This is a genomic window from Sphingomonas sp. PP-CE-3A-406 (genome assembly GCF_003688625.1).
In the GTDB taxonomy this organism is placed as follows: domain Bacteria; phylum Pseudomonadota; class Alphaproteobacteria; order Sphingomonadales; family Sphingomonadaceae; genus Sphingomonas.
Window position 1 is genome coordinate 395345 of the sequence record NZ_RCWY01000002.1, and the last position, 14224, is coordinate 409568.

General features: G+C 67.1%; 14 protein-coding genes. 11 read left to right on the forward strand and 3 right to left on the reverse strand.

Features of this window, described 5'->3' with window-relative positions; translation table 11 throughout:
• Positions 1 to 29 precede the first annotated feature (29 nt).
• The 7 genes from C8J44_RS08305 to C8J44_RS08335 all read left to right on the forward strand — a co-directional run bounded on the left by C8J44_RS08305 (position 30) and on the right by C8J44_RS08335 (position 6620).
• On the forward strand, positions 30 to 794 hold the full coding sequence (locus tag C8J44_RS08305; RefSeq protein ID WP_121904142.1) for a class I SAM-dependent methyltransferase: 765 nt from the start codon (positions 30 to 32) through the stop codon (positions 792 to 794).
• 292 nt (positions 795 to 1086) lie between these two features.
• A complete protein-coding gene (ubiB, locus tag C8J44_RS08310) occupies positions 1087 to 2619 on the forward strand; it encodes a 2-polyprenylphenol 6-hydroxylase (protein ID WP_121904143.1) in 1533 nt (510 codons plus the stop codon).
• A 4-nt stretch (positions 2620 to 2623) separates the two neighbouring features.
• Entirely contained in the window at positions 2624 to 3769 is a 1146-nt protein-coding gene (locus C8J44_RS08315; protein WP_121904144.1) for a hypothetical protein, read from the forward strand.
• Between the two features lie 10 nt (positions 3770 to 3779).
• A complete protein-coding gene (gene coaBC / locus C8J44_RS08320) occupies positions 3780 to 4967 on the forward strand; it encodes a bifunctional phosphopantothenoylcysteine decarboxylase/phosphopantothenate--cysteine ligase CoaBC (protein WP_056051232.1) in 1188 nt (395 codons plus the stop codon).
• Positions 4964 to 5401 (forward strand): dUTP diphosphatase, encoded by a 438-nt coding sequence (dut, locus tag C8J44_RS08325; RefSeq protein ID WP_121904145.1) that lies wholly within the window; start codon positions 4964 to 4966, stop codon positions 5399 to 5401. The genes coaBC and dut overlap by 4 nt, the downstream gene beginning before the upstream one ends.
• Positions 5398 to 5862: a hypothetical protein gene (locus C8J44_RS08330; protein ID WP_121904146.1), complete on the forward strand. Its 465-nt coding sequence runs from the start codon at positions 5398 to 5400 to the stop codon at positions 5860 to 5862. Before dut ends, C8J44_RS08330 begins: the two co-directional genes overlap by 4 nt.
• On the forward strand, positions 5859 to 6620 hold the full coding sequence (locus C8J44_RS08335; protein WP_121904147.1) for a molybdopterin-synthase adenylyltransferase MoeB: 762 nt from the start codon (positions 5859 to 5861) through the stop codon (positions 6618 to 6620). The genes C8J44_RS08330 and C8J44_RS08335 overlap by 4 nt, the downstream gene beginning before the upstream one ends.
• A gap of 308 nt (positions 6621 to 6928) precedes the next feature.
• On the opposite strand, the gene galU is transcribed toward C8J44_RS08335, so the two are convergent.
• Positions 6929 to 7801 (reverse strand): UTP--glucose-1-phosphate uridylyltransferase GalU, encoded by an 873-nt coding sequence (galU, locus tag C8J44_RS08340; RefSeq protein ID WP_121904148.1) that lies wholly within the window; start codon positions 7799 to 7801, stop codon positions 6929 to 6931.
• Positions 7802 to 7948: 147 nt separating this feature from the next.
• Between galU and wecB the strand changes: the two genes are divergently transcribed.
• Entirely contained in the window at positions 7949 to 9109 is a 1161-nt protein-coding gene (wecB, locus tag C8J44_RS08345; RefSeq protein ID WP_121904149.1) for a non-hydrolyzing UDP-N-acetylglucosamine 2-epimerase, read from the forward strand.
• The gene (gene wecC, locus C8J44_RS08350; protein WP_121904150.1) at positions 9099 to 10382 is read left to right on the forward strand and encodes a UDP-N-acetyl-D-mannosamine dehydrogenase; all 1284 of its coding nucleotides are present in this window, start codon (positions 9099 to 9101) and stop codon (positions 10380 to 10382) included. The genes wecB and wecC overlap by 11 nt, the downstream gene beginning before the upstream one ends.
• Before the next feature lie 114 nt (positions 10383 to 10496).
• On the opposite strand, the gene C8J44_RS08355 is transcribed toward wecC, so the two are convergent.
• Positions 10497 to 11093: an FKBP-type peptidyl-prolyl cis-trans isomerase gene (locus C8J44_RS08355; RefSeq protein ID WP_121904151.1), complete on the reverse strand. Its 597-nt coding sequence runs from the start codon at positions 11091 to 11093 to the stop codon at positions 10497 to 10499.
• Positions 11094 to 11223: 130 nt separating this feature from the next.
• The gene (gene rpsU, locus C8J44_RS08360) at positions 11224 to 11430 is read right to left on the reverse strand and encodes a 30S ribosomal protein S21 (protein ID WP_055878578.1); all 207 of its coding nucleotides are present in this window, start codon (positions 11428 to 11430) and stop codon (positions 11224 to 11226) included.
• Positions 11431 to 11608: 178 nt separating this feature from the next.
• On the opposite strand from rpsU, the gene cysS reads away from it, so the two are divergent.
• On the forward strand, positions 11609 to 13042 hold the full coding sequence (gene cysS / locus C8J44_RS08365) for a cysteine--tRNA ligase (protein WP_121904152.1): 1434 nt from the start codon (positions 11609 to 11611) through the stop codon (positions 13040 to 13042).
• A gap of 211 nt (positions 13043 to 13253) precedes the next feature.
• Complete coding sequence (locus tag C8J44_RS08370; protein WP_121904153.1) at positions 13254 to 14192, forward strand: D-2-hydroxyacid dehydrogenase; 939 nt, start codon at positions 13254 to 13256, stop codon at positions 14190 to 14192.
• Positions 14193 to 14224 lie beyond the last annotated feature (32 nt).

A 14224-nucleotide genomic window follows, 5' to 3' on the forward strand; every position in this document is an offset into this window, starting at 1 on the left:
CGCCACAAGGCGCGGCTAGAGCGCAGGATATGAACGACTTGATCGCGCCCGCGCCCGCACTCACGCCCGATACCGTCTCCTTCGGCTACGAAGACATCCCCGCCACCGAGAAGACCGCCCGCGTCGGCGGCGTCTTCTCGAACGTCGCAGGCAAATACGACCTGATGAACGATGCGATGTCGGGCGGCATGCACCGGTTGTGGAAAGACCGCTTCGTCCGCCGCGTAAAGCCGCGCGAAGGCGAGCAGATCCTCGACATGGCCGGCGGCACGGGCGACATCGCCTTCCGCATGGAGCCGTCGGGCGCCTCGATCACGGTCGCCGACATCAACCCGCAGATGCTCGACGTCGGCATGCAGCGCGCGCAGAAACGCGGCATTGACGGTCTTGTCTGGACCGAAGCCAACGCCGAGACGCTGACCTTCCCCGACAAGTTCTTCGACGCCTACACGATCGCGTTCGGCATCCGTAACGTCACCGACATCCCCAAGGCCTTGCGCGAAGCCCACCGCGTCCTGCGCCGTGGCGGACGCTTCTACTGCCTCGAATTCTCGACCACCGTCTGGCCCGGGTTCGCCGAGGTGTACGATGCGTACTCGCACAAGATGGTCCCGAAGCTCGGCCAGCTTCTGGCGCAGGACGCCGACAGCTACCGCTACCTCATCGAATCGATCCGCCGCTTCCCCGACATGCCCAAGTTCAAGGGCATGATCGCAGACGCTGGTTTCGTGCAGACCAAGGTCGAGCCGCTGCTGGGCGGCCTCGTCGCGATCCACAGCGGCTGGAAGATCTAGTGATCACGCGAAGGCGCGAAGGCGCGAAGAGTGGTTCACGCGGAGGCGCGGAGACGCGGAGAGTAAGTGGGCGCGAAGGCGCCAGGTCTTGCGCGCGTCAGCGCTTTGCTAGCCATTCGCCAATAATAAAAAGCCGCATCCGCGGCGAAGCCAAACACCCCCGCGCCTCTGCGCCTCTGCGCGAACCAGTTCTTCCTTCTCTCCGCGTCTCCGCGTCTCCGCGTGAACAAATCTCTCTTCGCGCCTTCGCGCCTTCGCGTGAACAAAGCCCTTCTCAAGGCGCGTTCGCCCAGTGACCGCGTCCACAACCCACGTCTGGCGCCTCCTCAAATGGGGCCGCATTCTCGCCCGTCACGGCGCCCTGCGCGGGATCGAGCGCGACCCGAACACCCCCGCCCCTGTCCGCCGCCTCGCGCGGATCGCGCGGTTCGGAGCGCGCGTGCCGGCAGTGCCGCGCTATGCGGATGCGTTCCAGGCGATCGGGCCGGCAGCGATCAAGCTCGGGCAGACGCTCGCCACGCGGCCGGATCTCGTCGGCGAAGAGGCGGCGCAAGACCTGCTCAGGCTTCAGGACCAGCTCTCCCCCGTCCCCTACGAGACGATCGAAGCGGCGATGCTGGCGAGCTTCGGCAAGCCGCTAGAGACGTTGTTCTCGCGCATCGAACCGATCCCGGTCGGCGCGGCGTCGATCGCGCAGGTCCACCGCGCCGTCACCACCGACGGCCGCCAGGTCGCGGTGAAAGTCCTCCGCCCCGGCGTCGAGGACGATTTCGCGCGCGCGATCGACACCTACAGCTGGGCCGCGGCGCAACTCGAGGCGCTCAGCCCCGAAGCAATGCGCCTGCGCCCCCGTCTCACGATCGAGACGTTCAAGCGCTGGACGCTGCGCGAACTCAACTTCCGCCGCGAAGCTGCGTCCGCCTCCGAACTCGCGGAGGGCATGACCGCCGAACCCGATTTCGTCATCCCCGCGATCGACTGGGCGCGATCGACCGCGAAGGTCATGACGATCGAGTGGATCGACGGCATCAAGCTGTCCGATCGCCCCGCGCTCGTCGCCGCCGGCTACGACCTCCCCGCGCTCGCGCAGACATTGGTCCGCGCGTTCCTGCGACAGGCGATCGCCGACGGATTCTTTCATGCCGACATGCACCAGGGAAACCTGTTCGCGCTCCCCGGCAACCGCATCGCCGCGATCGATTTCGGCATCATGGGCCGGATCGACCGGCGCGCGCGCGTCTGGCTCGCGGAAATTCTCTACGGCCTGATCACCGGCAACTACAAACGCGTCGCCGAGATCCATTTCGAGGCAGGCTACGTCCCCGCGCACCACGACGTCGCCGAGTTCGCGACGGCGTTGCGCGCGGTCGGCGAGCCGATGCGCGGGTTGCCGGTCAAGGACATGTCGATCGGCATGATGCTCGACAGCCTGTTCTCGATCACGCGCGATTTCGACATGGTGACGCAGCCGCACCTGCTGCTGCTCCAGAAGACGATGGTGATGGTCGAGGGCGTCGCGACCAGCCTCGACCCCGACATCAACCTGTGGGAAACCGCCGAGCCGTTCGTCCGCGACTGGATCCGCGGCGAGCTCGGCCCCGAGGCGATGATCGCCGAACGCCTGATCGCCGACGTCCAGACGCTGACCCGGCTTCCCGAACTGGTCCGCCGCATCGAGGCGCACTACCCCGCCCCCGGTGGCGCTCCCCCGACGATGCCGCTGCGCGAGATCGAGGTGATCCGGATCGGTGGCGGCTGGCGTTACGGTCTGGTCGCGGTGCTCGCTGCCGCTGCCGGGGTCGCGACGACGCTGCTTCTTGGTTGAGGGCATGAAGACGCGCCGCGGCGCCCCGTTGTGGACGACCGGCGCGACCCGGTTCGCGGGCATGCCGTCGGCGCACGCGCGGATCGGTATCGTGGTGTTGCTGGTGTTCCTGGCGGCGTGCCTCGGCGCGATCACCTCACCCGGTCCGCGACCGAGCAGCGCGTCCGGGATCGCCGCCGGTTCGGTGGCTGCCGACCCGCCGCCGCCGGGCCAGACCGACCTCCTGCTGTACCAGTCGATCGTTGCCGGAATCCGCGGCGGCTCGCCCTACTACACGGCCGCCGCCGAGGCGCAGCGCATGGGGCATTACCCCCTGAAACCCTTCTTCGCGGTCCGCCTGCCGACGCTGGCGGTCGTCGAGGCGGCGCTGCCCCCGATGCTGGTGAACCTGTTGCTGCTGGGGTTGTGCGTCGGAACGATCCTCGCCTGGGTCGCGCGGCTTCGTCCGACGATGACCGGCTTGGTGCCACTCGGTGCGGCGGGCTTGCTCGGCGTCGCGGGGCTCTTCGTAAACCTCGATCCGAGTTTCGTGGTGTTCCACGAGGTGTGGGCGGGCCCGCTGATCGCAGTGTCGCTCGCGCTGCGCCGTCCCGGCCACTGGTTGCCCGCGGTCGCGTTCGGGCTGTCGGCGATGCTGATCCGCGAGACCGCGTTGCTGTACGTGGCGATCATGGCCGTCTTCGCGTGGCTCGAAGGCGAACGGCGCGAGACGCTGGGCTGGCTCGGCGCGATCGCCATCTTCGCGGTCGTCCTTGCCGCCCACGCGCACGCGGTGTCGCTGGTCAGCGGGCCGCTCGACCGCGTGTCGCAAGGCTGGAGCGGGCTCGAAGGGTTCGGGTTCTACGTCCGGCTCGCGACCATCTCGTCGGGCCTCGACATCCTGCCGCAATGGCTCGCTTCGCTGGTCCTCGGCATGGCGCTGTTCGGCTGGCTCGCGTGGCGCGATGCGGTCGCGACGCGCGCGCTGGTCGTGTTCGCCGCCTATGCCGCGCTGATCTCGCTGTTCGCGCGCAGCGACAATTTCTACTGGGCGCTGATGACCACGCCGGTGCTGCTGGTCGGGCTGGTGTTCGCGGTCGACGGCCTGCGCGACATGATCGCCGCCGCACGCGATACGCGACGCATTACGGTGACGCGCGTTATCCGCTAGAACTGCGCCGATGAAACGTATCCTCCTGATCGTCGGGGGCGGGATCGCGGCCTACAAGGCCGCCGAACTCATCCGCCTGCTCAAGACCAGCGGCCACGCGGTACGCTGCGTGATGACCGAGGCGGCGCATCATTTCGTGACGCCGATGACACTCGCCGCGCTCAGCGAGGACAAGGTCTACACGACGCTCTGGGACCTGAAGGACGAGGCGGAGATGGGCCATATCCAGCTCAGCCGCGAGGCCGACCTGATCGTCGTGGCCCCCGCGACCGCGGATCTGATCGCACGTATGGCGACCGGCATGGCGAACGATCTCGCGACGACGCTCCTGCTGGCGACCGACACGCCGGTGCTGGTCGCGCCGGCGATGAACGTCCGCATGTGGCAGCACGCCGCGACCGTCCGCAACGTGGCGCAGCTTCGGGCCGACGGGATTACCGTCCTGCAACCCGACGAGGGGATGATGGCGTGCGGGGAATTCGGCCCCGGCCGCCTGCCAGAACCGCCGGCAATCGCCGCCGCGGTTCAGGCGATGCTGGCGCCGCCCCGCCCCCTGAGACTGAGCGGTCGTCGTATCCTCGTCACCGCCGGCCCGACGCATGAGCCGATCGACCCGGTTCGCTACATCGCCAACCGATCCTCAGGCAAACAGGGGTTCGCGATCGCTGCGGCGCTGGCGGATCTCGGCGCGCGCGTCACGCTGGTCGCAGGCCCGGTCACGCTTCCCACGCCTGCCGGAGTCGACCGGATCGACGTCGAGACCGCGCGGCAGATGGCGAGCGCGGTCGACACAGCGTTGCCCGTCGACGCCGCCGTGATGGTCGCGGCGGTCGCCGACTGGCACGTCGACGCCGCCCCGCAGAAGATCAAGAAAAACGGTGCGACCCCGCTGCTCTCGCTCGCGGAGAACCCGGACATCCTCGCCACGCTTGCCCACAGCCCACAGCGCCCGCGTCTGGTGATCGGCTTTGCCGCGGAGACCGAAAACGTGATCGAACACGCGACCGCCAAGCGCCTCCGCAAGTCGGCCGACTGGATCGTCGCGAACGACGTATCGGGCGACGTGATGGGCGGCGCCGACAACAGCGTCCACCTGGTCACCGCGACCGGCGTCGAAAGCTGGGAGCGGCTGCCGAAGGATACGGTCGCGGCCCGACTGGCGGACCGCATCGCCGATGCGCTAGAACCCGAGTCATGATCGGGATCGAACTCAAACGCCTGCCGCACGGCGAAGGCCTGCCGCTGCCTGCTTATGCGACGGATGGGGCCGCCGGGATGGACGTGGTCGCCGCCGAAGCGCTGACGCTCGCCCCCGGCGAGCGCGCCGCGGTCGCGACAGGCTTCGCGATCGCGATCCCGCCAGGTCACGAAGTCCAGGTCCGCCCGCGCTCGGGCCTCGCACTGAAGCACGGCGTCACCTGCCTCAACACCCCCGGCACGATCGACAGCGACTATCGCGGCGAAGTGAAGGTGATCCTCGCCAATCTCGGCCGCGAGCCGTTCGCGATCGCGCGCGGCGACCGCATCGCGCAGCTCGTTCCCGCGATCGTCCTGCGTGCGACGCTGATCGAAGTCGCGACGCTCGACGACACGACGCGTGGCGCGGGCGGCTTCGGATCGACCGGACGATGATCGGCGCCCTGTTCGCCCTCCTCCAGGTCGTCGCCCCCCCCGGTGCGATCCTACCCACGCCTCCGGCTGCCCAGACATCGCCTAGCATGCCGTCGGGCGGCGGGGCCTCTGCCGGCGTACCGCTGGCGCCGCAGGATTGGAGTGCCTTGCCGGTCCTGCGCATCCGCCAACGCTCGACCACGCTGGCCAACACCTCGGCCTATGTGCACGGCGAAGTCGTGGCCGGGCGGTGCGCCAGGGCGATCCGGACGACACAGGGCTGGACGCTCAGCATCGACCTTGCGGTGCTGATGACCCCCGACGGCCGCGTCCGGCGGATCACCCCGCGTGCGATCGACTGCCCGACCGTGGAGCAATATGCGGCCGGCGTCATCCTCGGCGCGCGCGATGCGATCGACGTGGTCGATACCGATACCGACACCTGGTATCGCACCAGCCTGACGTTCGCCTGGGGCGCATGATCCTCTCCGACGACGAACTCACCCGGTATGCGCGACATATCGTCCTCAAGGAATTCGGCGGCACCGGTCAGGCGCGACTGAAGGCCGCGACCGTCGCGATCGTCGGCGCAGGCGGGATCGGCTCGCCCGCGCTCCAATATCTTGGGGCTGCCGGAGTCGGTCGGCTGATCCTGATCGACGACGACTCGGTCGAACCGTCGAACCTGCAGCGCCAGACGATCTTCACGACCGCGGACACCGGCGTCGCCAAGGTGGGGGCGGCGGCGGCGGCGGTCGGGCGAATCAATCCTTACGTGACAGTCGACGTCCACCGCACACGCATCGACCCGACCAATGCCGCTGCACTGTTGGCGGGTGCCGACGTCGTGCTCGACGGATGCGACAATTTCGCGACCCGGTTTTGCGTCGCGGATGCCGCCTACGCGCTACGCATCCCGCTCGTGTCGGCAGCCGTCGGCCAGTTCGAAGGACAGCTCGCGACCTATCGGGGGTGGGAACTCGACAAGCCGTGTTACCGCTGTTTCGTCGGCGACGATCCCGAGCGCGCCGAGACGAGCTGCGCGGAGGACGGCGTGCTCGGCCCGGTCACCGGCGTGCTGGGCAGTCTCGCCGCGCTCGAAGTCCTGCGCTCGATCGCACCGTTCGGCGACGATCAAGCGGGCAAGTTGCTGCTGATCGACTTGCTGGGACTGCGTTTCCGCACGATCCGTCTGCCCAAGGATCCCGGATGCCGCGGCTGCTCTGGGCAAAGTTTTTAGGGCGTACCGCGCTATGTTGGGCGTGATGGCCCGGTTCCCGTCATGCCGACTGGTTCCAGCATCCACCGTTCTGCAAAATCGAGAGATCTAGATTTGTCGAACGGTGGATGCCCGACCAGTGGGCAGATATCCCTTTCCATGTACTTCTCCGTCATCCCCGCGGAGGCGGGGACCCAGATGCTCAAACGGTGGCGATCAGGTCGCGAGGTTTGCCAATATGGGTTCCCGCCTGCGCGGGAATGACTGTACATGTCTGACAGGATACGCGGCGAACCCGTCCGCGGTGACGGAGAGCCGGTAAACCCGGCTCAGCCCTGAAGCAGGCCCTTGGCGAAGTCGCGAACCGCCGGACCGATATCGGCGCGCGACAGTGCGATCGCGAGATTGGCCTGGATGTACCCGGCCTTGTCGCCGCAGTCGTAGCGCTGACCGTCGAACGTGAAGCCGTGGAACGGCTGGTTGCCGATCAGCTGCGCCATCGCGTCGGTCAGCTGGATCTCGCCGCCCGCACCCTTTTCCTGCGTCTCGAGGATCCGCATCACGTCGGGCTGGAGGATGTAGCGGCCGGGGATCATCAGGTTCGACGGTGCCGAACCCTGCTTGGGCTTTTCGACGAGCGCCTTCACTTCGGTCAGCCGGCCGTCGATCGCGCCGGGCGAGATGATGCCGTACTTGTCCGTCTCCGAATCGGCCACTTCGAGCGCACCGATCACGTTGCCGCCGACCTTGTTATACGCCTCGACCATCTGCTTCATGAAGCCCGGCTTGCCGACCATCAGCTCGTCGGGCAGCAGCACCGCGAACGGCTCGTCGCCGACGATCTCGCGCGCGCACCATACGGCATGGCCGAGGCCGAGCGGCTCCTGCTGGCGGACATAGACGGGCGAGCCCGGCTTCATCCGGATATGGCTGATCGCATCCAACGACTTGCCGCGTGCCTTCATCGTTGCTTCGAGCTCGTACGAGATATCGAAATGATCCTCGAGCGCGCCCTTGCCGCGGCCGGTGACGAAGATGATCTGCTCGATCCCCGCTTCCAGCGCTTCCTCGACCGCGTACTGGATCAGCGGCTTGTCGACGACGGTCAGCATTTCCTTGGGCATCGACTTGGTCGCCGGCAGGAAGCGCGTGCCGAGTCCGGCGACGGGGAATACGGCCTTGCGAAGCGGCTTGATCGTCATTCGGAGCTCCAATTATGTCGTCGAGGTCGTTTAGTTGCGGTGCACCATTTACCGATCGTTACGCACCCGCGCAATTCCGAACAGCCGACCAAAGAAACGCTGTAACCGGTTAGCGCGTCCTTAAATATCCTGGGCTAGAGAGGTTCCATGTCCAAGATCCTCGTCATTTTCGGAACGCGCCCCGAAGCGATCAAACTCTTTCCGGTGATCCGCGCGCTGGCGGCGATATCTGGGCTCACGGTGCGAACCTGCGTGACCGCCCAACATCGCGGGTTGCTCGATCAGGTGCTCGCGATCGCCGACCTCGCCCCCGACATCGATCTCGACCTGATGGAGCCGGGCCAGACGCTCGATCGCCTGACCGCGCGCCTGCTGACGGGACTCGGCGAGGTGATGGATGCCGAACGTCCCGATCTGGTCGTCGTCCAGGGCGACACCGCCACCGCGATGACCGGCGCGCTCGCCGCCTATTACCGCAAGGTGCCCGTGGCGCATGTCGAGGCCGGGCTGCGCTCGGGCGATATCTACCAACCCTGGCCCGAGGAGGTGAACCGCCGGATCGTCGCGCCGATCGCCGCGCTCCACTTCGCGCCGACCGACACCGCGGCCGAGGCGCTGCGCCGCGAGACGATCGCCGCCGACACGATTCACGTCACCGGCAACACCGTCATCGACGCGCTCCACTGGACCGCCGACCGGGTCGCCGCCGATCCGTCGCTGGCTGCCGGGCTCGACGACATCGCGCTGCGGTTCGCGGGGAAACGCCTGATCCTGGTGACGACTCATCGCCGCGAGAATTTCGGCGACGGCATGGCTGCGATCGCGCGCGCGATCGGGCGGATCGCGGCGCGCGAGGATGTCGCGGTCCTGTTCCCGGTCCATCCCAACCCCAACGTCGTCTCGGTCATGGACTCGGTGCTCGGCGACCGCGCCAACGTCGCGCGGATAGAGCCGCTCGATTACCCGCATTTCGTCCGCGCGCTCGGGATGGCCGACATCGTCCTGACCGATTCGGGCGGCGTGCAGGAGGAAGCGCCCGCGCTCGGCAAACCCGTCCTGGTAATGCGCGAGACGACCGAGCGGCCCGAAGGAATCGCCGCCGGCACCGCCAAGCTGATCGGCACAGACGAGGACCGCATCGTAACCGAGATCTTTACACTGCTCGACGACCCCACCGCCCATGCCGCAATGGCGCGCGCGCACAATCCGTTCGGCGACGGTCACGCCGCCGCACGGATCGCCGACGTCATTGCCCGAACTCTCGCCCGAACCCCCGCCCCGAAGGACGCCGCCGCGCATGCTCTCTGATCCCGAACTCTCCGTCGTCGTCATGGGCCTAGGCTATATCGGCCTCCCGACCGCGGCGGTGATCGCCCGCACCGGCGCGCGCGTGCTCGGCGTCGATGTTACCGAATCAGTGGTCGAGACGGTGAACTCGGGTCGCGTCCACATCGAGGAGGTCGATCTCGACGGCCTCGTCTCGGGCGTCGTCGCGCGCGGTACGTTACGTGCATCGATGACGATCGAGCCCGCCGACGTCTTCGTGATCGCCGTCCCGACGCCGTTCGACGCCGACCACGCGCCCAACATCGGCTATGTCCTCGACGCCGCGACGACGATCGCGACGGTGCTTAAAGCCGGCGATACGATCATCCTCGAATCGACGTCCCCCGTCGGCACCACCGAACAGGTGCGCGACGTGCTGGCCAGGCTGCGTCCAGACATACGGGTGCCCGGACGCGCCGGCGAACAGGCCGACATCGCGATCGCCTATTGCCCCGAACGCGTGCTGCCCGGCCGAATCCTGGTCGAGCTGATCGACAACGACCGCGTGATTGGCGGAATCACACCTAGGTGTGCGCGGAAAGCGCTGACCTTCTATCGCCGCTTCGTCCGCGGCGCCTGCGTCACCACGACCGCGCGCGCCGCGGAGATGACCAAGCTCACCGAGAACGCGTTTCGCGACGTGAACATCGCCTTTGCCAACGAACTGTCGCTGATCGCCGACACGATGGGCGTCGACGTGTGGGAGGTGATCCGCCTCGCCAACCGCCATCCGCGCGTGAACATCCTCCAGCCCGGCCCCGGCGTCGGCGGGCATTGCATCGCCGTCGACCCGTGGTTCCTGGTCCACGCCGCGCCCGACCAGACCCCGCTGATCCGGACCGCGCGCGAAGTGAACGACGGCAAGACCGACCATGTCATCGCGCAGGTCTCGGCGCTGGTCGACTCGATGCCCGATGCGGTCGTCGCCTGCCTCGGCCTGGCGTTCAAGGCGAACATCGACGACTTCCGCGAGAGCCCCGCGCTGAAGGTCGCACAGGCGGTGGCGGACGCGTTCGGCGACCGTGTTCGAATCGTCGAGCCCTATGCCAAGTCGCTGCCGATCGCGCTCGCCGAGACGGGGGCGACACTGATCGACGTCGATAGCGCGATCGAGACGTGCGCGATCATGGTCGTGCTGGTCGATCACGACGTCTTCAAGTCGATCCCGCTGGAAGAGCGTGCCGACAAGACCGTACTCGATACGCGCGGCATCTGGCCGGACCAGCCCCGTCCGGTCCTTCCGCCCCACCGCTGATCGCTATCACTAATCTTCGCGCATACTAAAACGCGCCCGACGGCAAGGCCGCGGGCGCGTTTTAGTATCTCGGCCGTGCCGAATGCAGCCGGACCATCGTCCGGCTGACGACGATTACGGCTGAGGCTGACCCTGAGGCTGACCCTGGGGCTGCATCTGCGCGCCGCCTGGCATGCCACCCGGAGCGCCACGACCCATCTGCGCCTGTGCCTGCATCTGCTGCACGACGCTCTGCGGCAGGAAGTCGAGCAGCTCGACATCGAACACCAGCGTCGAGTTGGCCGGGATCGGGCCGGCGGCCTTGTCGCCATAACCAAGCGACGGCTTCATCCAGAACCGGTACTTCGACCCCTTGGGCATCAGCTTCAGCGCTTCGGAGAAGCCTGGGACGACGCCGGTCACCGGCATCGGCATCGGCTGCTGCGACTTGTCGAAGGTCGTGCCGTTGAGCAGCTTGCCCTCGTAGTTGACCAGCGCGACGTCCGCATCGGTGGGCTTGGCCGCACCAGGCTTGCCGGGCGCGATCACCTTGTACTGCAACCCGGACGCGGTCACGACCACGCCGCGCGCACGCGCATTGCGCGCCAGCGGGTCGTCGCCCTGGCGTGCAAGCGCGACCGCTGCGATCAGCGCAAGCGCGATACCGACCCAGAGGTAGACGAGGTAGCTGCGCTTTGTAGGCTGCAGCGGCACTGCGGTGACGGTCGACATCGGATCAGGCCCCGGTCATCTGGTCACGCCGGAGCGCCGCGCGTGCCGTTGGAAAGCAAACGGGGGCGCCGATCACGACACCCCCCGAAACTATCGGCCTGCCCGTTCGCCGGGCGTGGCCGATCAAATCTTATCGTGCGCCGTCGCGCTCTGCGCGCTTGCGGTCGAGCTTGCGCGAACGACGAATCGCTGCCGCGCGCTCGCGTGCACGCTTCTCCGACGGCTTCTCATAGTGCCGGCGCAGCTTCATCTCGCGATACACGCCTTCGCGCTGCAGCTTCTTCTTGAGCGCGCGAAGGGCCTGGTCGACGTTGTTGTCGCGTACGATGATCTGCATAAACCCGTTAAGCTCCGGTCGAATAGATTTTTGCCGTCGCGAATAGGTCCGCGCCGCATGAACTGGGGCCCCTATCAGGGGAGTGCGGGGGTTTCAAGCCAAACCGCGCGTGCCGGGACGTCGACACGCCACTTTGCCGGCTTTGCGGCAGGACCAATGCATCGCTAAGAGCAGCCGCATGACCCGCATTCCCCTGACCCTGTATAACAGCCTCACGCGCCAGCTCGAGACGTTCCAGCCGATCGACCCGACCGATGTCGGGCTCTACACCTGCGGGCCGACCGTCTATAATTACCAGCATATCGGCAACATGCGTGCCTTCCTGTTCGCCGACACGCTGGGCCGCGTGCTGCGGTGGAAGGGATGGCCGACGACTCACATCATCAACATCACCGATGTCGGGCACCTGACGTCCGACGCCGATGTCGGCGACGACAAGATGGAGAAGGCCGCCGCCGCACAAGGACGTTCGATCTGGGAGATCGCGGCCTATTATACCGACGTGTTCAAGCGCGATGTCGCGCGCCTCAACATCGTTTCGCCAGCACGCTGGGCGGTCGCGACGGATCATATCGCCGAGATGATCGCGTTCGCCGAACAGATCGCACCGAAGCACTGCTATATGCTCGACAGCGGGCTGTATTTCGATGTGGCGACGGTCCCGGACTATGGCCGCCTCGCACGTGCCGGGAACGACGACATCGAAAGCCGAATCGAACCCGTCGCCGGCAAGCGCAACCCGCAGGACTTCGCGATCTGGCGCACCTCGACTCCGGGCGAGAACCGCCAGATGGAATGGGATTCACCCTGGGGCCGCGGCGCGCCGGGCTGGCATCTCGAATGCTCGGTGATGAGCAAGCATTACCTCGGCGCGCATTTCGACATCCACACCGGCGGGATCGATCACCGCGAGATTCACCATCCCAACGAGATCGCGCAGAACCAGGCGCATTGCGAGTGCGCCGATACCGGTGCGAGCGTCTGGATGCACAACAACTTCCTGGTTGAACGCGCGGGCAAGATGTCGAAGTCGACCGGCCAGTTCACGACGATGCAGACTATCATCGACCGCGGCTTCCACCCCCTCGCCTACCGGTTGATGTGCCTCCAGGCGCACTATCGCAGCGAGCTTGAGTTCTCCTGGGAGAACCTCGCGGCGGCAGCGATCCGCCTGAAGCGGATGGTGCAGGCGGTCGAGACATTGCGTGCCCGCGAGCCCGGCGGTCCGTCGGGCAGCGCGCATGCCTATGCCGATCGGCTGGAAGAGGCCGTGTCGGACGATCTCGCAACTCCTCGCGCGCTGCCGATCCTCGACGAACTGCTAGCGGACAAGCGAGTCGCGCCGGCGGACCGGATCGCCGCGCTGGACGATTTCGACGCCGTGCTGGGACTCGATCTCGCGACGATCAGCCGCGAGGACCTGCGGATCCGCCCGGTAACGGCGGCAATCGACGAAGAGACCATTGCCGCGCAACTGTCGGATCGCCGCGACGCCCGCGCCGCGAAGGATTTCGGACGGTCGGATGCGATCCGCGACGAACTCGCCGCCGCCGGAGTCGAGGTGATGGACGGCGACCCGCTCGGCTGGGACTGGAAGATCGCGGTGGCGTAAGCGTTTCGGTCGTCATTCCCGCGGAGGCGGGAACCCATACTGGCAAGCCTCACGACTAGATCGCGTATCGTCAGCATATGGATCCCCGCCTGCGCGGGGATGACGGATCATAACGGGAGGATGGTAACACAGTGAAACACGCGGACCGATCCACCCCCTCGCTAGCCCCGGCACAACTTGACATGCCCCGCCGCGCGCCGATGCTCTGCACATGAAAGCCGTCCTCCCCGCCGCCGCCCGCCCGCTCCTCGAACCGCACCTCCCCGCGGACCTCGACATCGTCTGGTTCACCAAGCCCGCCGAGGCGAACGCAATGATCGCCGATGCGGACATCGCCTGGGTCGACATGCAGCCGGCCGAGCTCGTCGCCGATGCGATCCGCCACGCCGGGCCGACCCTCAGATGGGTCTCGACGATCTACGCCGGGCTCGACGCGTTCCCGCTCGGCACGCTGCGCGAGAACGGCGTCACGCTGACCAACGGTGCGGGCATCAACGCCGTCGCGGTCGCCGAATACGCCGTGATGGCCGTGCTCGTCGCCGCCAAGCGCTTCGACACCGTCGTTCGCGCGCAGGACCGCCACGAATGGCTGAAGGACGCGCCCGGCAAGATCGAACTCGCCGGCACCAAGGCCCTCGTCATCGGCTACGGCACGATCGGCAAGATGATCGGCGATCGCCTGAGCGCGTTCGGCGTCGACGTCACCGGCGTCACGCGCACCGGCCGCGGCGGCACGCTCACACCCGACGCGTGGCGCGATCGGCTCGGAGACTTCGACTGGATCATCCTGGCCGCCCCCTCGACCGGCGCCACGCACGCGATGATCGGCCGCGACGAACTCGCGGCGATGAAACCGTCCGCATGGCTGATCAATATCGCCCGCGGCGACATGATCGACGACGATGCGCTGATCGCCGCACTCACCGACGGCGGCATTGCCGGTGCGGTTCTCGACCCGACCAATCCCGAACCCCTGCCCCCCGAGCACCCGCTCTGGTCGACGCCCAACGCGATCATCACGATGCATCTGTCCGGTCGCAGCCAGACAACGATGTTCGCGCGCGGCGCGACACTGTTTCTCGAAAACCTCGCTGCGTTCCTCGCCGGCCGCCCGATGAAGAACGTCGCCGACCTCGACGCGGGTTATTGAACGAGCCGCCACACCCGCCCCAAAGCTTTACT